This window comes from Embleya sp. NPDC056575 (assembly GCF_042793325.1).
Classification (GTDB): domain Bacteria; phylum Actinomycetota; class Actinomycetes; order Streptomycetales; family Streptomycetaceae; genus Embleya.
Map to the genome: position 1 here is coordinate 161,450 of NZ_JBHTVA010000002.1, position 21,636 is coordinate 183,085.

The window sequence follows — 21,636 nt, forward strand, 5'->3', positions numbered from 1 at the left end:
TCAGCGCGCCGCCCGATCCGCAGGCCGGTCCCGCAACACGTGGGCCAGGAGCCGGCCCCGGGACCGCAACCCCGTCTTGTCGAAGATGTGCTGAAGGTGACTCTTGACCGTCGGCACGCCGATCGACAACACACGGCCGATCTCGGCGTTCGTGGCGCCGTCGAGCAGCAGGGCGACGACCTCGGCCTCGCGCGCGGTCAGCTCCCAGGCCGCCTCGGGGGCCGGATCGACCGCCGGCTGCTGCCACGCCCCGAACGCGTACTCCACGTACGGGTGCGCCTTGCGCAGAAACCGCAGCTCGCGCGCGGTGAAATCGCCCTCGCGCGCGTCCCGCAACAGCGACACACCCCCCACGAGCCGGCCCTCGTGACGCAGGTACAACTCGGCCTCGTAGCGGATCCCGAGCGGACGCATGAAGTGCCGGTAGTAGTCCGACGCGTCGAATCGTTCCCCCAGGTCGAACAGCGTCGCCAGCGGGGTGTCCGACGCGGCGAACCGCCTGGGGTGGAACGGATCGAGCAGATGGAAATGGCTCAGGTAGCCGACGTTGCGCACCGGCGGGATGGCCCGGAAGACGTGGCCGACCGCGTTCAGGCCCGCGTCGACGGAATAGAAGACCATTCCGGTCGCCGAGACCGACTCGGCCAGGAAGTCCATCGTCTGCGCCTTGAACTCGGCGACGCTTCGCGGGCCGACGCTCGATCGTGTGCCGCTGGGATGCATGGGGTGCATGGGAGGCCGCCCGCTTCGTCCGAAGGAAGGGTCGAGGAGAGGTCGACCGAGGCGGCCGACCGGAGGAGATCGACACGAGGAGGTCGAAGGGAGGCAGGAGGAACCTAACCGCGCCCGAGGCCGGGGGTCAAGGTCGGGTGTCAACCGTTGGATCGATGTGCCCCACCGCGTCCACGCCTACCTTCACCCGATGACCGGACCCGCCGGTCGGAGCGGAGGCAGCGGATGGCCAGGACACTCATCACCGGTGGCAACGTACTGACCCTCGATCGGTCCGCGCCGGACGCCGAGGCGCTGGTGGTCGAGGCGGGACGGGTGCTCGCCACCGGCGGCGCCCGCGACATGGCGAGCCTCGCGGGCCCGGGCGCGCGGAGGATCGACGTCGCCGGGGCGACCGTGCTGCCCGGTCTGATCGACACCCACCCGCACGTGCTGCACTTCGGTGGCCTGGCCGCGGGCCTGGTCGACCTGACCGACGCCGTCGACCACGCCGACATCGTGGCCCGGATCCGCGAGCACGCGGCACACACACCCCCGGGCGAGTGGATCATGTGCACGCCGGTCGGGGAACCGCACTACTTCGTCCGGCGCTCGTCGGCCGACCTCGCCGAACGGCGCCTGCCCGACCGGCACACCCTGGACGCGGCGACCGCCGATCACCCCGTGCTGATCCAGGCATGGGCGCCGCGCATGCCGAACGTGGTGGCGTTCAACAGCGCGGGACTGCGCGCCGTCGGGCTGAGCGCCTTCATCCCCGACCGCGTCTGCGACGTCGAGATCGACAAGGACGACGACGGCGCACTCACCGGCATCCTGCGCGGACCGGTCACCAACTACTACACGTACGACCCGTTCTGGTCCCAGATCCTGAGCAAACTGCCCCCGCTCGACCCCGCCCGCGCCGTACAGGGCACCCTCGACGAGATGGCCCGCTTCACCGCGCGCGGGGTGACCACGGTGTACGAGGGCCACGCGATGGAACCCGAACACATCGACGTCTACCGGCACTTGCGCGCCCAGGGCCTGCTCACCTTCCGCGTGCTGACCGCGCCGGACATCGAATCGGTCATCTTCAGCCCGTTCGAGCCGCTGACCACGGCCGACTTCGGGGCCCGCCTGGAGCGGCTGACCGCACAACCCTCCGAGCGGGACGACGAGTTGTTGCGCGTCGACGGCATCACCATGAGCCCGGGCGGGCCGTGCTTCTCCGGCTATTTCGCGACACACGAGCCCTACCCCGACCCGTTCGGGCGGCCGACCCGCGGAGTTCGGTTCCTGTCCCTGGAGAAGGAGGAACTGTTCGTCCGGTTCTGCGCCGAGCGCGGCATCCGCGCGAACATGTGCATGGGCGCCTTCCGCGAGCACGACGACTTCCTCGCGATCGCCGAACGTGTGGTCCGCGAACACGACTTCCGCGATCGGCGCTGGATCCTGCAACACGCGATCACCATCACCCCCGACCAGGTCCGCCGCTACCGCGCGCTCGGATTCCAGGTCACCACGTCGGTCGGCTTCGCGTGGGGCAAGGGCCGGATGTACGGGGAGCGGATGGGCGAGCACGTGTGGCGCGATCTCGTCCCCCTGCGCCGACTGCTCGACGCGGGCTTCGACCTCGGCGGCGGCACCGACTGGGGACCGAAGAACCCGTGGGAGCAGATCAAACTCGCCCAGACGCACGAGTTCGCCGGCTCCGGTCACCGCAACGCCGGTCCCGACCAGGTACTCACCCGCGCGCAGGCACTGGAGATGTGGACCACCGGCGCCGCCCGGGTGCTGGACTGGCCGGACATCGGGGCATTGGTACCCGGTCACCACGCGGACATCGCGATCGTCGACCGCGACCCCTCGCGCTGCGACATCGACGACCTCGCGGGCACCCGGGTGCTGCGCACCCTCCTGGGCGGACGCACCGTGCACGACAGCGGCGACCTCGCGGACGCCGGCGACGAACCCGAAACGGAGAACGGCCGATGACCGCACACGAGCAGGTGCTCACCCGAATCGACGGCCTGCGCGAGGAGTTGCTGGCCACCGTCGCCGCGGCCATCCGCATCCCGAGCGTCACGCCGACCTTCCCCGGCGAGGACTACGCCGACGTGGTGGGCGCCGAGGGCGCGGTCTCCCGCCTGCTGGCGGGCGTGTACGCCGACGCCGGCGCCGAGGTCGACGTGTTCGCGGTCGACCCCGGGCGGGACAACGCGGTCGGGGTGATCCGCGGTACCGGTGGCGGCCGTTCGTTGATTTTCAACGGTCACGTCGACGTCGTCCCACCCGGCGACCCCGCCGCCTGGCGCTCCGGCGACCCGTTCGACGGGGCGGTCGAGGACGGCTGGATCCACGGCCGCGGCTCGGCGGACATGAAGAGCGGCCTGGTCGCGCAGGCGTTCGCGGCCCGCGCGCTGCGCGAGGCCGGGGTGCGGCTGCGCGGCGACCTGATCCTCCAGGCCGTGGTCGGCGAGGAGAACCTCGAACACCACATGGGCACCTCGGCGGTGCTCGCGCGCGGCTACACCGCCGACGCCGCGATCGTGGCCGAACCCACCGGCGCGGCCCGGCCGTTGACCGTGATGGCCGCGACCCCCGGCGTGCTGGTGATGCGGGTCGACGTGGTCGGCAAGAGCGCGCACTCGTCGATGCGCGGGCGCATGTTGCGCGGGCAGGGCACGCGGGACCCGATCGCGGTCAGCGCCATCGACCGGGGGCTGGTGATCCACGAGGCCCTGCGACGCCTCGAACACGACTGGGCGATCACCAAGTTCGACCCGCTCTTCGAACCCGGCCAGTTCACCATCGCCCCCGGCGCCCTCGACGGCGGCGCCCGGCACTCGCGCAGCGGTGCGTTCATCCCGGACCAAATGAGCATGGTCTACGCGGTGTTCCACCCGCCGGCCGAGGAACAGGACACGATTCGGGCGGAGATCGAGAGTCACATCGCGCACGTCGCCGCCACCGACCCGTGGCTGCGCGACCACCCGCCCGTGGTCACCTGGCAACTGTGCTACCCCGGCTCGCGCGTGGACGCGACCCATCCGCTGTGCAACGTCGTGGCCGGCGCGCGCGAACTGGCCGGGCACGACAGTCGATACGCGGCCCGGCCCGGCATCGAGGCGTTCCCCTCCGCGACCGACGCCACCTGGCTCTGCCGGGCGGGTATTCCGACCGTGGGCCTGGGTCCGGGTGAACTGGCCATGGCGCACGCCTACGACGAACGTTGCGCGGTCGACGAGATCATCTGCGCGGCCCGCACCTACGCGCTCGCGGCGATCGACTGGTGCGGCGCATGAGCGGTCCCGAACCGATCGCGCCGTACATGGCCGTCGGACTGTCGACCATCGTGCACGGCATCGGCGCCCGGAGGCACATCACCCGCAACCTCGACACCATCGAGGACGCCATCCACGCCGCGGTCTCGACCATCGGGATCAACATGCCGGTCAAGCTGATCGCGCTCGCCGAGGGCGCGCTCACCGGCTTCACCGACGAGATCTTCGACCTCCCGCACGTCCGGGCCGCCCGGGACCTGTTCATCGACATCCCCGGCCCCGAGACCGACCGCCTCGCCGCCCTCGCCCGCCACTACGGCACCTACCTCGTGGTCCAGTGCAAGGCCCGCTGGCCCGAGATCGTCGCCGACCGCTACTTCAACGTGTTGTTCGTGATCTCCCCCGACGGCGAGATCGTGCACCGCGCCGCCAAGAACCACGTCTGGTGCCGCGAGCGCTCGTGCACCCCGCACGACGTCTACGACCGCTGGGTCGAGGTGTTCGGCGACGGGATCGACGCCTTCTACCCGGTCCTGCGCACCCCGGACATCGGCAACATCGGCACGATCTGCTGTAGCGACGGCGAATACCCGGAGGCGGTAAGGGCGTTGGCGCTGAACGGTGCCGAGGTGGTGTACCGCCCCAGCGAGGCGGTGCCGATGACCCAGGCCGGCCCCGACCCCGGCGGCACGTGGCTCCTGCAGAACCGGGCCCACGCGCACTTCAACTCCCTGTACATGGTCTGCCCGAACGTCGGCCCGGTGTACGTGACTCCCGACGCCCGGCACCCGTACGACATCGCCGGCGGGCACTCGCACATCGTCGACCACCTCGGCGCCGTGATCGCACACACCGTCTCCGGCACGAACAGCTTCGTCGCCGGCATCGTGGACATCGAGGCGCTGCGCCGATTCCGGACGATGAACCTCAACTCCAACTGGCTGAAGGACCTGCGCACCGAACTCTTCCGCCGGATGTACGACCATCCCGTACACCCGGCCAATCTGTGGCTCGACCACGATCCGACGGGCCATGCCGACGTCGACGAGATCTACCGCGCCAACATCCACCGCCTGATCGATCGCGGCTCCTACACACCACCCGCGCACGCCGCCCCGGGCGCGCGGTACATCCCACCGCCCGGCGGCGACGACCCGGCCACGCTTTTGGACCGGTGGGCGGACGAGGACGAGTGAACGTCGACCCGGTGAACCCGTGCCGCCGGCGTCCGTGTAGGTGACGAAGACTCCAGGGCCCCGGCCCGGCGCCTCGGGCGGGGCCGCGTCACTTCGCTCGACGCGTCGGTCGGTGGAGGTCGTCGAGGCGCAGTGGGGCCGGGGCGGGCAGGGGAGTGTCGGCCGATGGCCGGCAGGACTGGAGGAAGTAGGCGAGCAGGCGGCGGGACGCGGCGACGGAGTCCGCCGGGGAGTCGCGCAGGACGCCGTTGTTGGCCAGGAGCAGGAGGGTGATGTCGCTGGTGTCGAAGTCCCGGCGCAGTTGTCCGGCGTCCTTCGCCCGCTGTACCAGCCGGGCCAGTCCCGCCTCGGCGCGGACACGTTCGCGCCGGACCTCGGGCGCGTCGGGGAATTCGGCGAGGACCGCGGCGCTGAACCCTCGGTCCCGGGCCTGCATCATGCAGACCTCGGTGAGGGCGGTGCGCAGTCCGTGCCAGGGATCGTCGTCCCGTATGGCCTCGTCGACGGCGGCGAGGCACTGGGCGAGCTGTTCGGAGAACGCGGCGGCGATCAGTGAGCCGCGGGTGGGGAAGTGCCGGTAGAGGGTGGCGGCGCCCACGCCCGCTCTGCGGGCGATCGCGCTGGAGGACACCCCGGGGCCGTCGAGGGCGTACGCGTCGCGGGCGGCGCGGAGGAGCCGGGCACGGTTGTTCCGGGCGTCGGCCCTTTGGCCCCTGGCGGGGGTGCCGGAGGCAGTGGGAGGGGGGTTCCGAGACAGTCGGGCAGGCATGTCTCCCACTTAAGCACAAACGGAAGGGGTCGTCCGTTTGGCGGGTTAGCGTGACGTGGTGCCGCGGTGTTTCGCGGCCGACCGTCGGCCGCGAAGGCGCGCGGCCGTCGAAGTCTCCCGCCGAACGACGGGCGTGTGTACGGAGGTTGACCGTGTTCGCTGTGCAGTACCACCGCTATGGCGGTTCCGAGGTTTTCGCCGTCGAGGAGGTCGAGGAGCCGCACGCGGGGCCCGGGCGGGTCCGCATCGCGGTGCGGGCCGCCGGTGTCACCCCTGCCGACTGGTACCTGCGTTCGGGGAGGCTGCGGGACTTCGTCTCGCTGGACTTCCCCCATACACCGGGCATGGATGCCGCGGGAATCGTCGACGAGGTGGGGGAGGGGGTGATCGGCACCGCCGTGGGAGACGCGGTGTTCGGTCTCGTTCCGTTCGTGGATCAGGGCGGCGCCGCGGCCGAGTACGCCGTGCTGGAGGCGTGGGCGCCCAAGCCTCGGTCGTGGTCCTTCGCGGAGGCGGGTGGCGCGGCGGGCAACATCGACACGGCCACGCGGGTATTGGAGGCCTTGGCCGCCGCCGAGGGCATGGTCTTGTTGATCGAGGGCGCCGCCGGGGGCGTCGGCACCATCACGGCGCAGCTCGCCCGGGCCCGGGGCCTTGCCGTGATCGGCACCGCGAGCGAGGGCAACCACGGTTTCCTGGAGCGGTTCGGGGTCGTACCGGTCACCTACGGGCCGGGGCTGGCCGATCGGGTTGCCGCGCTCGCTCCGCGCGGGGTCGATGTGGTGCTGGACGCGGCCGGCAAGGGCTCTCTCGCCGACCTTGTGGCCATCGCCGGCGACCCGGACCGTGTGGTGACCATCGCGGACTTCGACGCGGCTCGGCACGGTGTGCGCTTCTGCCGCTCCGAGGTGGGGCGGTCGCCGGGCTGGGCCGGACTGCCCCTGGCGGCCGAACTGGCCGACGCGGGCCGCCTCACCGTCCCGCTGCACGCGGTGTTCCCGCTGAAGGAGATCGCCACCGCGCACGACGTCAGCGCCCTCGGCCACGCCCGCGGCAAGATCGTCGTCACGGTGCCTTGACGCCCGGCGGCGGGTTTGCGGATGGGCGGTCCGGAAGCACACCGGGGCCGCGCACGATTCCGGTCGCGACGACCCGGCTCCGGCTTCGCCGTTGATCTCGGCGCGGACGAGCGGGGTGGAGGTCGCGCCGGGTACGCCCTGCCGGCCCGCGCGTCGAGCGTTGCCCGACCCCGACCCGCTGCTCCGTCGCGAGGGGTTCGCGATCGTCCCCACCGGGCCCGGAGGGCTTGGCTGCCCGGTGCCTCCCTCCCGGGGGCATGAGGACAAGCACGGCTCCGGGCCGAGGCATGGGTGGTGCCTCGGCCCGGGCGGCCGCCCCGCGGATCGGGCGCGGCATCACACGAGGTGGCGATTCGTGTCTGCCGCGGGTCGAGGACCCGGGCGCGTCCGAGGGCGTCTTGATGTTCATGACCGGTCGCGGGCGCCGGTCCGTTCGCCGGGGAGGCCGGACCGGCGACACGGGCGCGGGCAGCGCCCTCCCCCCGGTGCTGCCCGTCCCCCGTCGACGGGCAGCCGGTCGGTCGAAGCGGCGATATCGGTACTTCTTCGTCCGTCCGCAGCCCGCCCCGCGGCCGATTCGCGGCCGATTCACGACCGAGGAGCCGGCGGTGCGGGATCGCCGTGCCCGAGTCCCAGATTGGCGGGTTCGAGGGCGCGTGTATTGCACGAATACGTCACGGTGGGGGCTGCGGCGCGTTCCGGCGGTCAAACGGTCCGATTCCGGGCTCGTCGGCGCCGTGACCGACACGCTACTGTGCGTCGATATGCGAGAAGCCGGTCGACCGTCGGGGGACAGGCGCCGTGAAGCGCGCGGTGGTGGGAGCGCGACGAGTGCCGTCCGCGCCGAGGTGAGCCCTGCGGCAAACGGTGCGGAGGCAGGGGAGTTCGTGGCCCGAAGGGCGAGTCCGGCATTGCGCGGACAGGTGTTGGGCCTGCGTGGATTCCGCCTCCGAGCCCGTGGCACCAGACACCGGTTCGTCGTGCCTGACGGGGTCGTCAGGGTGATGATCGGGTTCGGCGAACCGGTGCGGGTGGTCGACGCGATCGACCCGAGGCGTGCCGTGTCCGGAACGTCGATGGTCACCGGGGGTTGTACGAAGACCGTGATCGGCGAGCACACCGGTGTCCTGGCGGGCGTCACCGTGCTGCTGACGCCGCTCGCGGCCTACCGGATCTGCGGCCTCCCGATGGCCGAATGGGTTGACCGGCCGCTGGACCCCGTACACCTGCTCGGCTCGCGGGAGCGGCACTTCGACGAACGCCTGGCCGAATGCCCGGACTGGTCGGGCCGTTTCGGCTTGGTCGAGGACCTGCTTGCCGCCCGGCTCCGGGACGGTCCACTTTGTTGTCCCGAAGTCGTGGACGCCTGGCGGGAGTTGGTGCGAGTGGACGGATGCGCGCGAGTGGACGAGCTGGCCGACGCGGCCGGCTGGAGCGTACGGCGCCTGGAGCGGCGCTTCCGCGAGCAGATCGGCACGTCGCCCAAGACCATGGCCCAAGTCCTGCGCCTGCGCGCGGCGTTGCAACTGCATGACGCGGGGCTGTCGTGGACGGAGGCGGCCACGGAGACCGGCTACCACGATCAGCCCCACTTCGTCCGCACCTTCAAGGGTCTGATCGGGTGTACGCCCGGCCGATTTCGGTCCGACCAGGAGGTGCGGCGAAGTGTGGGCGAGGCGGGGTGGGTCGATTCGTGACCGGGTCGATTGCGGGATTACCCGGCCGGAGGCGGGTCACGACAACAGTCGGTCGACCAGCCCGTCGATGTAGTCCGGAGTGAGCGCGCCGATCCCGAGCAGGACTCGGATGTACATCGGGGCCATGACGTGGTCGAGTACGTCGAGCGCGTCGGGTGGGTTTTCCCCGCGCTCGGTGGCGCGGTCGAGCATCGACTGCAGTTGCCGGGAGCGTTCGGCGAGGAAGTCGTCGCGCGCCCGCAGGCCCTGTTCGTCCATGTCGGACAGCGCGATGGTCAGGCGCAACACCGCCGGGCCGTCGGGGCCGGTGATTTCGCGGGCCACGTTGGCCGCGTAGGTGTGGAGGTCGCCGGACAGGCTTCCGGTGTCGGGCATCGGCGACCGTGCGGTGAGGCGGGAGTTCGTCACGTCGGCGAGCAGATTCTCCAGGCTGCCCCACCTGCGATAGATGCTCGTGTCGGCCACACCGGCGCGGGCCGCGACCTCGCCGATGGTGAAGCCGCTGTAGCCGCGTTCGCCGACCAGATCCGTGACGGCCTGGTGTACCGCCGCGCGGACGCGGGCGCTGCGCCCGCCGGGCCGCCGGGCTCGTTGTGGCTCATCCACCTGCGGCTCGTTCATCCGTGGCTCGTCCATCCGCTCACCTTAACGCAGCTGGCGCTTGCCTTAGTGGATGGATGCGCTTTACAGTCCTCTCTAACGCAGTATTCACCTGCGTTTGTGAGTCTTGTCGGGCTGTTTTGTGCCGGCAAGTCGGCTATTCCCGGTCTTACCGGGCGAAGGAGGGGGACGAGCATGGCCGCATTGCCTGTGGCCGCAGGCGGTCGATCGAGCCGGACGGCGTTGCTCGCTTCGACCTGCGTGGGCCAGTTCATGGTGCTGCTCGACAACACGATCGTCGGCGCGGCGCTGCCCGACATGCAGGAGCGCCTGCACACCGAACTGACCGGCCTGCAATGGATCGTCGACGCCTATGTGCTGCTGGTGGCCATGTTGCTGCTGTCCGGCGGCGTGTTCGCCGACCGCTTCGGCCGAAAACGGGTGTTCCTGTCCGGCGTGGCGGTGTTCACCCTCGCGTCGTTGATGTGCGCCATGGCGCCCTCGGTCGGCTGGTTGCTCGCCGGACGGGTGCTCCAGGGCGTCGGCGCCGCCGCGCTGAGCCCGGCGTCGTTGGCCCTGCTCGTCGCCGCCCATCCCGTTCCGCGGGAACGAGTGAAGGCGATCGGACTGTGGGCCGGATTCAGCGGCATCGGCATGGCCGCCGGCCCACCGGCGGGTGGCCTGTTGGCCGATGCCTTCGGGTGGCCCGCCATCTTCCTGATCAACGTGCCCATCGGCGTGCTGCTCCTGGCGGCCGGGCTGCGCCTCCTGGACGAATCCCGCAATCCGAACGCGCCCGCGATCGACGTCCCCGGGACGGTGTTGTCCGTCCTCGGCGTGGGGACGCTGACGTATGCACTGATCGAGGGCGGCAGCCGCGGCTGGACCTCGCCGCCGATCCTGGGCGGTTTCGCCGCCGCGGTCGTGGTCCTCGCCGCCTTCGTCGTCGTGGAGGGGCGCCGCGCCAACCCCGTGCTGCCGCCGCGGTTGTTCCGCCGGCGACTGTTCACCGTGTCCAACACCGCCATGGTCGTGGTGGGCTTCGCGCTCATGGGCTCGACGTTCTTCTTCTCCCAGTTCTTCGTGTACGTCCAGGGCAGTTCGCTGGTGCGCGCCGGCCTGCAGACCCTGCCGGCCACGCTCGCGATGGTGATCGTCAGCCCGTTCGCGGGCAGGCTCGCCGCCCGATACGGCTTTCGCGTCGTGGTGACCGCCGGCCTGACACTGGCCGGACTCGGGCTGCTGGCGCTGGGCTTCGTGCACGCGCACACCGGCTACGGCAACGTGTGGTGGCGACTGGCGATCGTCGGTATCGGCTTCGCCCTGACCATGTCCCCGCTCACCGGCGCCGCCATCCAGGCGGTCGACCCACAGGAGGGAGGGCTTGCCGCGGGCATCAGCAGCACCACGCGCCAGATCGGCGCCGTGCTGGGTGTGGCGGTGCTCGGGGCCGTCGTGCGCACGCGGCAATCCGACGGTGCCTCGTTCGAGGCGGGCCTGAACAGCGCGTTCCTGGTGGCCGGCGTGATCACCCTGATCGGCGCCGTGTTCACCGGCCTGTGGCTGACGGCGACCACGCCCACCGACACCCCCGCGCGCCGGCAACCGGCAGGCGATCCCCGCGTGACCGCGGCCGCCGGGGCGGTCGATCCTCCCGGGGCCGGCTGACGAGGCTGTGACATGAAGCGGCCGGGGCCGTGGGGCATTCGGGTTCGTGTGGGGGCGGGCCTCATGCGCGCGAGGTCGGCGCACGGTCCGCCGGCGGTCGGGTGGTTCGCGGCATCACGACGAGGGCCACCACCGATGCGCCGGCCACGCAGCCGGCCGCCACCGCCAGGGCCGCCGCGTATCCGTCGGCGAGGGCTTGCGGGGTGGGTGTTCGGCCCTCGTCGCCGTGCGCGCCCGTCACGGCGGAGGCGATCGTGCTCAGGACCGCCAGGCCGACGGCGCCGCCGACCTGGCGGACGGTGTTGAGCAGCCCGGCCGCCACACCGCCTCGGGCGGGCGAAACACCCGCGGTGGCGGCCAACGTGATCGGCGTGAAGGCGGCGGCGGTTCCGAGCCCGAACAGCACGCCCGGGACGGCGACGGCCCACCAATAGCGGCCGTGCGCGCCGGCGGTCGCGGACGCCGCGAGCGCGGTGAGCCCCACCGCGCCCAAGGCGCAGTACGCGGAGACGGCGCGGCGTGGGCCGAGCCGAAGGCTCAGTGATCCGGCGGTTCGTGCCCCGACCATCATGCCGAGGCCGATCGGCAGGAATCCGCATCCGGCGCGCAGCGGTGTGTAACCGCGGACGTACCGCATGTGGAACGACAAGACGATCAGCGTCGCGACGAAACCCAGTGCCACCAGGAACATCACCACGTTGGCGCCGCGCACCGACCGCAACCGGAACAACCCCGGCGGCAGCAGCGGATCGGCCGCCCACCGGGCCTGATGTACGGGGAAGAGGCCGAGCAACAGCACGCCGACCACCAGCACGGCCCACACCGACGAACTCGCCCACCCCACCGCCTCGGAACGCATCACGGCGAACACCACGGCCACCAGCCCCGACGTGGCCAGGATCGCGCCGCCGACGTCGAGCCGGCCGGTCCCGCCCGATCCGCGTCGGTACGGCGCGAGTACGGCGAGGCCGACGGCCACGGCGCCCACCCCCAGCGGGACGTTCACCAGGAACACCCAGCGCCACCCGAGCCACTGGGTCAGCACCCCGCCGAGCACGGGCCCCGCCGTCGCGGCGATCCCGCCGACCGCGCTCCAGGTGCCCAACACCCGGGCCCGACGCGGCCCTTCCGCGAACGTGGCGGTGAGCACGGACAGCGTGGCGGGCATCGACAACGCCGCTCCCAGGCCCTGCGCCGCCCGGGCCGCGGACAACACCGCCGGCGAGGTGGCCAGTCCGCAGACGAGCCCGGCCGCCGTGAAGAGGGCCATCCCGACGGCGAGGCTCCGGCGCAGCCCGTACACGTCGCAGCAGCGTCCGCCGAGGAGGAGGAACCCGGCGAACGCGAGCGTGTAGGCGTTGACCACCCAGGGCAGCGCCGCGGGGGAATAGCCGAGGTCGACCCGGATGTCCGGCAGTGCCACGGACACGATCGTCGCGTCCAGGACCACCACGAACGAGACCACGCAGGCAAGTACGAGCACCAGTCGCTCCCGGCGCCGGATCGCCCGCTCGCCGATCGAGGTCGGCGGCGTACTCGTGTCGCGGACGGTTCTCATCGGCTCTCCCGAGGTGCGCGTGGCAGACCGACTCGCGGCCGGCGCGGACTTCCGCGCCCGGGGCCGGGTCGAGTGGGATCGACCTTGCCTTCTCAACCCGGGTTGAGGTCAACTGAGGCGATGAGGGACACCCCGGTCGCGGTCGGCGACGTCGCGGACCGCTTCGACCTGCCGATCTCGACGCTGCACTACTGGGAGCGCCGAGGGCTGATCACCCCGCACCGCCGCGCGGGCCGGCGCTACTACGACGCGGAACACCTGTACCGAATCGCGCTGATCCGCCTGTGGCGCGACACCGGCCTGATGTCGCTCGACGAGATAGCCGCCGTCCTGGCCGGCCGCACCGCGACACACGACTGGCGCGACACCGTCACCTCGAGGATCACCGCCATCGAGGCCCAGATGGACCAACTCGACACGGCCCGCGGCTACCTCGCGTACATGCTCGAATGCACCCGGGACAACCCGGCGGCCGACTGCCTCCAATTCCGCACCGAAGTCCCGGTCCCCGCCCCCAAACACCCACCGACCCACGACTGACCGACCGCCCCTTGCCTCGGTTTCAGCGTTTGGGGCGGTTCTCCCTGGGGTCGAGGAGTTGGGCTCGCAGGGATGTGAGCTGGTGGGAGTGTTCGACGGAGCGGGTTTCGTCGAGGGAGGCGACGGCCAGTAGGAGTGCGTCGCCGAGGACGAGTGCGGCCAGGGATTCGGTGGTGATGCCGGTCGGGGTGTGGGGGGCGTACAGGACCGCGTCCGCCGTGTCGGCCAGGCGTTCCACCAGTTCGTCGGTGACCACCACGATGCCGGCGCCGAGTACGCGGGCGCGGTCCAGCAGTACCTCCATGTCGTGCAGGAATCGCCCAGGGACGAACATCACCACCACGTCCTGGCGGCGCAGCGTGAGCAGTTCGTCGGCCAGCGCGAAACCGGTGGTGCCCACGAAGCGGGCCCGCCGGCCCATGCGGTTGAGCTTGAGCGCGAGGTGGCGGCCGGCCAGTTCGGAGGCGCCGACGCCGTACGCCAGCACCTCGCCGGCGTCGGCCAGCAGTTGGGTGGCCCGGCGGAAGGCGGTCGCGTCCAGGTTGGCCCGGCCGTGTTCCAGCCGTTCGATCGCCTCGTCGTAGACCCTGGCCCGGATGCCGTCGAGGTCCTGGCCGACCTGGGTGATCCGTTGCCGGACCCGCACCTCGGGGGCCACGTCCGTGACGAAGTCGGCGGCGATGTCGCGCTTGAGCGCGGACAGGCCGCCCAGGCCCAGGCGTTGCAGGGTGCGCACCACGGTGGCGTTGCTGACGCCGATGCTCGCGCCGAGATCCGCGGCGCTGGCGAAGAGTACCTGCTCGGGGGAGCAGTTGGTCAGGTATCTGGCCACGTTCCGCTCGGCCGGAGACAGGTCGGCCCATTGCTCGCGGATCGCCGCCCGGACTCGGGCCAGCGCCGGATTCTCCTGCGGTTGTTCGCTCACGCCTCTTGACTCCCCGGTATCAACCATTACTCTCCTCATGAAACAAGCAATACATGTTACCGCGATCTCGTAATGACTGTTACGGCAGTGCGGATCGAACCACCCGGCCCGGGACGACCCGGGACGACAAGTGTCGCCGCGACCCCCGTGACCCCCCGCACGGCGGACCCCCCATACCCCAGCACCCCAGGAGACGACGTGAGTGGCGTGTCCCTTCCGACCATCGAGATCGGCGGCGAGCCCCGGAGCCGGGGCCGCCAGTACGGCGAAGGGGCGAGCGCGCTCATCCATACCGCTGTCGACTACTACGCCGAGGCGTTCGGCGCCGCCGGCGGCCTGACCTGGAGTCAGGTGACCGCCCGCGCCGAACACTGGCTCGCCCCGTCCCGTGCCTTCGCCCCCGACCTGGTCGAGGAGATGACCGGGATCGCCGAGGGCGCCGGCCTGGACCTGCTCGACATCCTCGCCCTCAACGCCCGCGGCGAGATCATCTACGACGACACCTTCGCCGCGATGGGAGCCCCCGCCGCACCGGGCGCGTCGCCGACCCCGGAGACCCCCGACGGCTGCACCTCCTTCGCCCTGCTCGAACCGGCCTCCGGCGACGGCCACGTGTACGCCGGCCAGAACTGGGACTGGCGCCACGGCGTGCGCGAGACGGTCATGGTCGTGCGCGTGGTCCAGCCCGGCAAGCCCACCGTGGTGATGCAGGTCGAGGCGGGCCAGGTCGGCCGGCAGGGCGCCAACTCGGCCGGCCTCGCCCTCAACGCCAACGGCCTCGGCGGGCGCTTCGACCACGCCATCGGCATCCCCCAGACGCTGATCCGGCGCCGCGTACTCGACTGCGCCAACCCGGCCGAGGCGCTGGACGTGCTCTTCCGCACCCGCGCACACATCGCCAGCAACGCCCTGCTCACCCACCGCGCGGGCTTCGCGATCGACGTCGAGACCACCCCCGGCGCCAACGGCTGGATGTATCCCGACGACGGCCTGCTCGTGCACGGCAATCACTACCAGGCCTTCATGCCCACCCAGCTGGCCGCGAACTACCGCCCCTCGGCGCCGGATTCGCTGCTCCGGGTGCCGCGCGCCGAGGCCGGCCTGCGGCGCTGCCGGGACGCGGGCGACCCGGCCGCGACCCGCAAGCTGATCCACGCCGCGATGTCCGACCACCTCGGCTACCCCGAATCGTTGTGCACCCACCCGGATCCGGCCCGAGCGGCCGTCCGACAGTGGGCGACGCTCCTGTCCAGTTGCGTCGATCTGACCACGGGCGAATACCGCGTCACCGCGGGCACCCCGTGCGACCACGAGTACGAACTCCTGCCCTGGAACCTGCACGACGGCCCCGGCGGCGCCTGAACCCGCCGCTCCCGACGCCGCTCGGCCTCGCATCCCCGCACCCGCACCCGCACTCCGCACTCCGCGTCCCCGCACGCCCGCATCCCCGGAGAGTCGCATGCCCCGCATCCGTACCCGCCCCCGCACCCTCGCCGCCCTCGGCCTCGCGGCCCTGCTCGGCCTGAGCACCGCCTGCTCCAACAAGACCACCGCCGGCAACCACCCCGCGGGCGCCCCCGGCAAACCCGCCGACCTCGCGCTGACCGACACCACCGCCAAGGGCACCGGCCCCGTGGACAGCGTCAGATGGCTGCTCGCCAAGGAACCCAAGTCGCTGGACCTGGACGTGCGTTCGGACAGCGACTCGAACGCACTGCTCGCGAACGTCTGCGAACGACTGTTCCAGACCCAACCCGACCTGAGTTCGCGCCCGCACCTGGCCGACTCCGCCACCTACACCGACCCCACCACGCTGGTCCTCAAGCTGCGCGCCGGCGTCACCTTCCACGACGGTTCGCCGATGACCGCCGACGACGTGGTGTGGAGCCTGCAACGGCACGCCGCCGACGGCAGGAACGAGTCGGACGAGTTCGAGCGGGTCGCCTCCATCGAACGCACCGGCGACGCCGAGGTCACCGTACGCCTGAAGGAACCCGACGCGCTGTTCACCAAGGCACTCGCGGGCAACGCGGGCGTCGTGCTCGACCGCGAACAGGCCGAGCCCGCGGGCAAGGACTACGGCACCCCGGGCCGCACCGACGCCTGCACGGGCCCGTACACCCTCAAGGAATGGAAGGCCGGCAGCAGGATCACCCTGGAGCGCTACGACGCCTACTGGGACAAGTCCCGCAAGCCGCTGGTGCGTTCGGCCACCTTCGGCTGGGCCGACGAGAACGCCATGGTCAACAGCATGACCACCGGCGCCGCCGACGGCACCTACCTGACCACGATGAGCGCCGTCCCGCCCCTGGCCGGCAACGGCGCGCTCACCGTCTCCTACGGCTCCTCCTCCCGCGCCTGGACGCTCATCCCCACCGAGCGCGGCGGCATGAAGGACCCGCGCGTGCGGCGCGCGCTCTCGCTCGCGCTGGATCGCCAGGGCATCGCCAAGGCGGCCTTCGCCGGACTGGCCACCCCCTGGAAGACCCCCCTGGGACCGGGCGCGTGGGGCTATGAGAAGGCCACCTTCCAGGCCGGCTACGACGCCCTCCAGGGCGCCCCGGCGCAGCCCACCGCCGCCGACCTGGACGCGGCGAGGAAGCTGGTCACCGAACTGGGCCCGGCGGCCCCCACCCTCGTGATCGCCAACGACGGCACGCCCACCCGCAACCTGATCGCCAACGCGGTGGTGGACGCGGCCCACCGGATCGGCCTCAAGGCCCAGATCAAGACCATGTCCGGCGCCGACTTCACCTCCCTGTACACCGACCAGGCGCTGCGCAAGAGCGTCGACATGTTCGCCGACGACTGGTACATCTCCAAGGCCGACCCGGCCGGTTTCTACGACAACGCGCTCACCGGCTCGAACAACAACTGGGTCGGCTTCAGTTCGCCCGAGTACGACAAGGTCGTCAACGAGGCGCTGCGCACCACCGACGACGCGTCCCGGGCCAAACTGCTGGTCGAGGCCGAGCGCCGGTTCACCGCCGACGCGGTGTGGCTGCCGCTGGTCCAGGTGCCGAACGTGCTGGTCACCAGCACCAAGCTGACCGGCGCCCCCGCGTCGATGTCCAACGTCGCCTACCCGTGGCTGGCCGACCTCGGCGCCAAGGGCTGACGTCCCGCGCCGGCCCCACCGGCGCGCCCCGGCCCGTTTCCCCGCCCCCGGAGGTGTCTCCCATGCCCGCCCGCGCCCTGCGCATCACCCTTGGGCTGCTCGTCACCCTGCTCGCCGCGTCCTTCGTGATCTTCGGCGCCATCTACGCCGCCCCCGGCGACCCGGCCGCGTTCCTGGTCGGCGGCCAGGAGGACGCCACGCCGGAGAAGCTGGCCGCCGTCCGGGCCGCCTACCACCTCGACGACCCGCTGTGGGTGCAGTACGGGGACTGGATCGGCGGCGTCCTGCACGGCGACCTCGGCCGTTCGATGCAGTACCACGACCAGGTCGCGGACCTGGTGTCCTCGCGCGTGCCCACCACACTGTTCCTCGTCTCCTACTCCGCCGTGCTGTTCGTGGTGGCCGGCGTCGCCCTCGGCGTGGTGTCCGCGGTGCGCGGCGGGCGGGTCGACGCGGTGATCGTCGCGGTCACCACACTGCTCGCGTCGATCCCCAAGTTCGTCAAGGCACTGGCCCTGGTCGCCTTCCTGGGCGTGCAGTGGGGCTGGTTCCCGGTCACCGGCGCCGGCGAGGGCTTCGGCGATCGGCTCCACCATCTGACCCTGCCCGCGCTCTCCCTGGCCCTGGGCGAACTGGCCGTGGTCAGCCGGGTGACCCGGCAGAGCATGCTGGAGCAGTACGCCCAGGACCACGTCGTCGTGGCCCGCGCGGCGGGACTGTCCGAGTTCAAGGTGATCCGCCGACACGTGCTGCGCAACGCGCTCGCGCCGGTGGTGACCATGTGCGGCCTGATCACCGCGAGCCTGTTCGCGGGCACCGTGGTGGTGGAGACCGCCTTCGGGATCAGCGGTATGGGCTCGCTCCTGGTCCAGGCGATCAATACGCACGACTTCCCGGTGACTCAGGCCGTGCTGCTGCTCATGGTGCTCGCGTACATGCTCGTCACCACGCTCGTCGACCTCGTCCACCCGCTGATCGACCCGCGGGTGCGCCTCGAAGGAAGCGCCGCATGACCCTCCTCCAAGCCGCCGTGCCGTCGGTCGCCACGGCATCCCCCGAGCCGGCCAAGCCCAAGCGGACCTGGCCGATCCCGTTCCGGATCGCGGCCGGATTCCTGTTGCTGACCGCGGCGTTGGCGATCCTGGCGCCACTGGTGGCGCCGTACGAACCCGACGCGATCGACCTGAACGCCTCGCTCGCGCCGCCCGACGGCGCACACGTGCTGGGCACCGACCAGTCCGGGCGCGACCTGCTCTCCCGGGTGCTGCACGGGGCCGGCCCGAGCCTGGTGGCGCCGCTGGCGCTGCTCGCGCTCGCGTCGGTGATCGGCATCGCGCTGGGCACGCTGGCCGCCTGGCACGGCGGTTGGGTGGACGCGTTCGTCTCGCGCGTCACCGACGTGATGTTCGCGTTCCCCGGGTTGTTGTTCGTGATCCTGATCGTGTCGGTGTTCGGCGACGGGCTGACCACGGCGGTGATCGCGCTCGCGCTGGCCTACTCGCCGGTGGTGGCCAAGTACACCCGCAGCATCGCGCTCGCGGAGCGGGCCAAGCCCTACATCGACGCCTACCGGGTGCAGGGCATGGGCGGATTCGCGATTTGCGCCCGGCGGCTCGTGCCCAACCTGGCGCCGTCGCTGATCGGCTACCTGGTGCTGATGTTCGGCCAGGTGCTGATGGGCATGGCCACGCTCAGCTACCTGGGCTTCGGTGCCCAGCCGCCCAGTTCGGAATGGGGGCTGATGGTCAAGGAGGGGCAGGCCGCGCTGGTCCGGGGCGCGCTGTGGCCGGCCCTGGTCCCCGGTACCGCGATCGCCCTGGTCGTGGTGGCCTTCAACGTCGTCGGCGTGCGGATCTCCGATCGCCTGGGGGTGAGGGAACGATGACGATGGTCGACAAGACGAACGTGGCCGCCGAGAACCGGCCCGACCACGATCGCCTGCTGGACATCGAGGACCTGACGGTCGAACTGCCCGGCGTCGGCGCACGCCGCCCGGTGCTCGACGCGGTGCGCCTGCGGGTGGATCGCGGCGAAGTGGTGGGCCTGGTCGGCGAGTCCGGCTCGGGCAAGTCCACCGCCGCCAAGGCCGTGTTGCGGATGTTGCCGCGCGACGCGCGGATCCGCGGCCGGGTGGACGTGGCCGGGCGCGACGTGCTCACCCTGGACACCGGCGACCTGCGCGAACTGCGCGCCCGTCGGGTGGCGATGGTGCACCAGGATCCCCGTTCCTCGCTCAATCCGGTGCGCCGGATCGGCGACTTCCTCACCGAGCGGCTGATCCACACCCTGGGCCGGCCGAAGGCGCAGGCGTACGCCGAGGCGCTGCGGCTGCTCGAAGCGGTGGGCATCGTGCGACCGGCCGAGCGGTTGCGGCAGTTCCCGCACGAGTTGTCCGGTGGGATGCTCCAGCGGGTGGTGATCGCGGCGGCGCTCGCGGGCGACCCCGAACTGCTGCTCGCGGACGAGGCGACCAGCGCGCTGGACGTGACGACCCAGGCCGAGATCCTGGCCATCCTGCGCGAACACCGCGCCCGGCGCGGCCTGGGCCTGCTGTTCATCACGCACGACCTGCACCTGGCCGCGGCCTACTGCGACCGGGTGTACGTGATGTACGCCGGACGGGTCGTGGAGGAGCGCCCGGCCGAGCAGTTGTTCGAGGATCCTCGCCACCCGTACACGGCCGGACTCCTCGCCTGTACACCGGAGTTGGGCGATCCGCGCCCGATCCGGCCGATCCCGGGCCGGCCGCCGTCGTTGGACGACGCCTTCCCCGGCTGCCCGTTCGTCGCGCGCTGTCCGGCGGCTCAGGGCGCGTGCGAGACCTGGCGGCCGGTCGCCCGTGAACTCGACGGCGGCGGCAGCGTGATGTGCCGCCGCACCGACCTGGACCACCCTGTGGAGATGGTGCGCGCATGACCACGCCGGCTTTGGAAGTACGGGGCCTGTGCCGCGAGTTCGCGCTGCCGGGCCGACGCGGCGGCCGGACGGTCGCGGCCGACGACATCTCCTTCACCGTGCCGCCGGGCGGTTCGCTCGGCCTGGTCGGCGAGTCCGGCTCGGGCAAGACCACGATCGCGCGCATGCTGGTGGGCCTGGTCCGCCCGGACGCGGGCACCATCGCGGTGGACGGACATCCGCGCGCGTCACGCGTACGGGGCACGGCGGAACGGCTGCGTCGGGCCCGGGAGATCCAGATGGTCTTCCAGGACCCGTACGTCTCGCTGGATCCCAGGCTCACCGCCGCGCAGTGCGTGGCCGGCGTACTGCGGCTGCACGGCGAGGCGGATCGCGACAAGCGGGTGCGCGAACTGCTCGATCAGGTCGGCCTGGGCACGCGCGAGGCCGACGCGCGTCCGCATCGGCTCAGCGGCGGACAGCGGCAACGGCTGTCCATCGCCCGGGCGTTGGCGGCCCGACCGCGCGTCCTGGTGCTCGACGAGGCGGTCTCCGCGCTGGATGTGTCGATCCAGGCGCAGATCCTGCACCTGCTCACCGAGTTGCGCACGAAGACCGATGTCGCACTGGTGTTCGTCAGCCACGACCTCGCGGTGGTGCAGCAGGTCACCGACGACCTGCTGGTGCTCCATCGCGGCGTGGCGGTCGAACAGGGCCGCACCTCCGACATCCTGACCGACCCGCGGCACGCCTACACCCGACTGCTGGTCGGGTCCGCACCGCGCCCCGGCTGGGACCCGGCCTCGGTCGGGGCACTGCGCGCGGAACTCGCCGGGTGAGACACGCTGTCGCCGGCGCGTCGGTTCGAGAGGCGGGCCTCGATGCCGTCGAGGATGAAGTCGAGGCCGGTCCGGAAAGTCTCGTCGGGGTCCGGGTGCGGGCCGTCGCGGACGACCGATTCCAGCGCCGGGAATCGGCCGGTGGCGAAGACGCGTTCCAGATAGGGCCCGAAGGCGGCCTGCCACTGCCGCTTGTCCATCCCGGTGGCCCGCTCGGCGCGCCACTCGGTGATCTCGCGGCGCACCGCGCCGATCACGTACGCGTCGACCGCGTCGACGGCCGGCACCACGATGTCCAGGCCGATGTCGCCCATCGCGGCCAGCACGGCCTCCCCCCTGGCCAGCGCGTGCGGCCCGAGTCGGGGACGCCCACCGATCAGATCGGCGAACCATTCGTGCCGGTGGGCGGCCTGCCGGGTGGTTGCAGCCAGGGAGTGCAGCACCTCGCGCCAACCGTCTCCGACCGGCCGAATCTCCGCGTGAACCGCGTCGACCATCAGGTCGAGCAACTCCTCCTTGGTGGCGATGTAGCCATACAGCCGCATCGGCCCGACCCCGAGCACGGCGGCCACCTTGCGCAGCGACACCGCCTCCAGGCCGTCCGCATCCGCCAGCCCGATCGCCGCGCCCAAAATCCGCTCCCGGCTCAACGGCGCCGGCACCGGCCGACTCGGCGGCTCCTCCCGCTCCCACACCAACATGCCGCCGACGATACATCGCCTGCGTCGATACGACGTATTCCATCAATACGGCACAT

Annotated in this window: 19 protein-coding genes; 13 read left to right on the forward strand and 6 right to left on the reverse strand. The window is 71.7% G+C overall.

The annotated features are described in order from the left end of the window. Positions 1-723, reverse strand: coding sequence for a response regulator transcription factor (locus tag ACFRCG_RS01990; protein ID WP_380027705.1), 723 nt, complete (start codon positions 721-723; stop codon positions 1-3). A gap of 234 nt (positions 724-957) precedes the next feature. On the opposite strand from ACFRCG_RS01990, the gene ACFRCG_RS01995 reads away from it, so the two are divergent. From ACFRCG_RS01995 to ACFRCG_RS02005, 3 genes are read left to right on the forward strand one after another with little or no spacing between them, the layout of a single operon-like run. Next, entirely contained in the window at positions 958-2,706 is a 1,749-nt protein-coding gene (locus ACFRCG_RS01995) for an amidohydrolase (RefSeq protein WP_380027707.1), read from the forward strand. Next, a complete protein-coding gene (locus ACFRCG_RS02000; RefSeq protein ID WP_380027709.1) occupies positions 2,703-4,016 on the forward strand; it encodes an ArgE/DapE family deacylase in 1,314 nt (437 codons plus the stop codon). Before ACFRCG_RS01995 ends, ACFRCG_RS02000 begins: the two co-directional genes overlap by 4 nt. Then, positions 4,013-5,191, forward strand: a complete 1,179-nt coding sequence (locus ACFRCG_RS02005) for a nitrilase-related carbon-nitrogen hydrolase (RefSeq protein WP_380027711.1) — start codon at positions 4,013-4,015, stop codon at positions 5,189-5,191. The genes ACFRCG_RS02000 and ACFRCG_RS02005 overlap by 4 nt, the downstream gene beginning before the upstream one ends. Before the next feature lie 88 nt (positions 5,192-5,279). On the opposite strand, the gene ACFRCG_RS02010 is transcribed toward ACFRCG_RS02005, so the two are convergent. Continuing rightward, positions 5,280-5,960, reverse strand: a complete 681-nt coding sequence (locus tag ACFRCG_RS02010) for a TetR/AcrR family transcriptional regulator (RefSeq protein WP_380027713.1) — start codon at positions 5,958-5,960, stop codon at positions 5,280-5,282. A 152-nt stretch (positions 5,961-6,112) separates the two neighbouring features. On the opposite strand from ACFRCG_RS02010, the gene ACFRCG_RS02015 reads away from it, so the two are divergent. Further along, a complete protein-coding gene (locus ACFRCG_RS02015) occupies positions 6,113-7,039 on the forward strand; it encodes an NADP-dependent oxidoreductase (RefSeq protein WP_380027715.1) in 927 nt (308 codons plus the stop codon). A 980-nt stretch (positions 7,040-8,019) separates the two neighbouring features. Then, positions 8,020-8,736: a helix-turn-helix domain-containing protein gene (locus ACFRCG_RS02020; protein ID WP_380027717.1), complete on the forward strand. Its 717-nt coding sequence runs from the start codon at positions 8,020-8,022 to the stop codon at positions 8,734-8,736. Between the two features lie 36 nt (positions 8,737-8,772). On the opposite strand, the gene ACFRCG_RS02025 is transcribed toward ACFRCG_RS02020, so the two are convergent. Further along, positions 8,773-9,342, reverse strand: a complete 570-nt coding sequence (locus ACFRCG_RS02025; RefSeq protein ID WP_380027949.1) for a TetR/AcrR family transcriptional regulator — start codon at positions 9,340-9,342, stop codon at positions 8,773-8,775. 189 nt (positions 9,343-9,531) lie between these two features. On the opposite strand from ACFRCG_RS02025, the gene ACFRCG_RS02030 reads away from it, so the two are divergent. Continuing rightward, positions 9,532-11,004: an MFS transporter gene (locus ACFRCG_RS02030; RefSeq protein ID WP_380027719.1), complete on the forward strand. Its 1,473-nt coding sequence runs from the start codon at positions 9,532-9,534 to the stop codon at positions 11,002-11,004. A gap of 61 nt (positions 11,005-11,065) precedes the next feature. On the opposite strand, the gene ACFRCG_RS02035 is transcribed toward ACFRCG_RS02030, so the two are convergent. After that, positions 11,066-12,562 carry an MFS transporter gene (locus ACFRCG_RS02035; RefSeq protein ID WP_380027721.1) on the reverse strand — a complete coding sequence of 499 codons (1,497 nt, stop codon included), beginning with the start codon at positions 12,560-12,562 and terminating at the stop codon, positions 11,066-11,068. Between the two features lie 120 nt (positions 12,563-12,682). On the opposite strand from ACFRCG_RS02035, the gene ACFRCG_RS02040 reads away from it, so the two are divergent. After that, positions 12,683-13,102 (forward strand): MerR family transcriptional regulator, encoded by a 420-nt coding sequence (locus tag ACFRCG_RS02040; RefSeq protein ID WP_380027723.1) that lies wholly within the window; start codon positions 12,683-12,685, stop codon positions 13,100-13,102. Between the two features lie 22 nt (positions 13,103-13,124). Here ACFRCG_RS02040 and ACFRCG_RS02045 read toward each other — a convergent pair whose 3' ends face one another. After that, complete coding sequence (locus ACFRCG_RS02045; RefSeq protein WP_380027724.1) at positions 13,125-14,027, reverse strand: MurR/RpiR family transcriptional regulator; 903 nt, start codon at positions 14,025-14,027, stop codon at positions 13,125-13,127. Positions 14,028-14,225: 198 nt separating this feature from the next. Between ACFRCG_RS02045 and ACFRCG_RS02050 the strand changes: the two genes are divergently transcribed. The 6 genes from ACFRCG_RS02050 to ACFRCG_RS02075 all read left to right on the forward strand — a co-directional run bounded on the left by ACFRCG_RS02050 (position 14,226) and on the right by ACFRCG_RS02075 (position 20,879). Then, positions 14,226-15,389 (forward strand): C45 family autoproteolytic acyltransferase/hydolase, encoded by a 1,164-nt coding sequence (locus ACFRCG_RS02050; protein WP_380027726.1) that lies wholly within the window; start codon positions 14,226-14,228, stop codon positions 15,387-15,389. A gap of 97 nt (positions 15,390-15,486) precedes the next feature. After that, positions 15,487-17,145 carry an ABC transporter substrate-binding protein gene (locus ACFRCG_RS02055; protein WP_380027728.1) on the forward strand — a complete coding sequence of 553 codons (1,659 nt, stop codon included), beginning with the start codon at positions 15,487-15,489 and terminating at the stop codon, positions 17,143-17,145. A 62-nt stretch (positions 17,146-17,207) separates the two neighbouring features. Next, a complete protein-coding gene (locus ACFRCG_RS02060) occupies positions 17,208-18,158 on the forward strand; it encodes an ABC transporter permease (protein WP_380027730.1) in 951 nt (316 codons plus the stop codon). Beyond that, positions 18,155-19,030 carry an ABC transporter permease gene (locus ACFRCG_RS02065; RefSeq protein ID WP_380027732.1) on the forward strand — a complete coding sequence of 292 codons (876 nt, stop codon included), beginning with the start codon at positions 18,155-18,157 and terminating at the stop codon, positions 19,028-19,030. The genes ACFRCG_RS02060 and ACFRCG_RS02065 overlap by 4 nt, the downstream gene beginning before the upstream one ends. Next, complete coding sequence (locus ACFRCG_RS02070; protein WP_380027734.1) at positions 19,027-20,061, forward strand: ABC transporter ATP-binding protein; 1,035 nt, start codon at positions 19,027-19,029, stop codon at positions 20,059-20,061. The genes ACFRCG_RS02065 and ACFRCG_RS02070 overlap by 4 nt, the downstream gene beginning before the upstream one ends. After that, a complete protein-coding gene (locus tag ACFRCG_RS02075; RefSeq protein WP_380027736.1) occupies positions 20,058-20,879 on the forward strand; it encodes an ABC transporter ATP-binding protein in 822 nt (273 codons plus the stop codon). The genes ACFRCG_RS02070 and ACFRCG_RS02075 overlap by 4 nt, the downstream gene beginning before the upstream one ends. Here the strand turns inward: ACFRCG_RS02075 and ACFRCG_RS02080 are convergent. Then, positions 20,792-21,580: a TetR/AcrR family transcriptional regulator gene (locus ACFRCG_RS02080; RefSeq protein ID WP_380027738.1), complete on the reverse strand. Its 789-nt coding sequence runs from the start codon at positions 21,578-21,580 to the stop codon at positions 20,792-20,794. The genes ACFRCG_RS02075 and ACFRCG_RS02080 overlap by 88 nt on opposite strands. Between the last annotated feature and the right edge of the window lie 56 nt (positions 21,581-21,636).

Bases quoted from the DNA above. Each gene is read 5' to 3' on its own strand.
- ACFRCG_RS01990 (WP_380027705.1), bottom strand. From the start codon at position 723: ATGCATCCCAGCGGCACACGATCGAGCGTCGGCCCGCGAAGCGTCGCC.
- ACFRCG_RS01995 (WP_380027707.1), top strand. From the start codon at position 958: ATGGCCAGGACACTCATCACCGGTGGCAACGTACTGACCCTCGATCGG.
- ACFRCG_RS02000 (WP_380027709.1), top strand. From the start codon at position 2,703: ATGACCGCACACGAGCAGGTGCTCACCCGAATCGACGGCCTGCGCGAG.
- ACFRCG_RS02005 (WP_380027711.1), top strand. From the start codon at position 4,013: ATGAGCGGTCCCGAACCGATCGCGCCGTACATGGCCGTCGGACTGTCG.
- ACFRCG_RS02010 (WP_380027713.1), bottom strand. From the start codon at position 5,960: ATGCCTGCCCGACTGTCTCGGAACCCCCCTCCCACTGCCTCCGGCACC.
- ACFRCG_RS02030 (WP_380027719.1), top strand. From the start codon at position 9,532: ATGGCCGCATTGCCTGTGGCCGCAGGCGGTCGATCGAGCCGGACGGCG.
- ACFRCG_RS02035 (WP_380027721.1), bottom strand. From the start codon at position 12,562: ATGAGAACCGTCCGCGACACGAGTACGCCGCCGACCTCGATCGGCGAG.
- ACFRCG_RS02040 (WP_380027723.1), top strand. From the start codon at position 12,683: ATGAGGGACACCCCGGTCGCGGTCGGCGACGTCGCGGACCGCTTCGAC.
- ACFRCG_RS02055 (WP_380027728.1), top strand. From the start codon at position 15,487: ATGCCCCGCATCCGTACCCGCCCCCGCACCCTCGCCGCCCTCGGCCTC.
- ACFRCG_RS02060 (WP_380027730.1), top strand. From the start codon at position 17,208: ATGCCCGCCCGCGCCCTGCGCATCACCCTTGGGCTGCTCGTCACCCTG.
- ACFRCG_RS02065 (WP_380027732.1), top strand. From the start codon at position 18,155: ATGACCCTCCTCCAAGCCGCCGTGCCGTCGGTCGCCACGGCATCCCCC.
- ACFRCG_RS02070 (WP_380027734.1), top strand. From the start codon at position 19,027: ATGACGATGGTCGACAAGACGAACGTGGCCGCCGAGAACCGGCCCGAC.
- ACFRCG_RS02075 (WP_380027736.1), top strand. From the start codon at position 20,058: ATGACCACGCCGGCTTTGGAAGTACGGGGCCTGTGCCGCGAGTTCGCG.
- ACFRCG_RS02080 (WP_380027738.1), bottom strand. From the start codon at position 21,580: ATGTTGGTGTGGGAGCGGGAGGAGCCGCCGAGTCGGCCGGTGCCGGCG.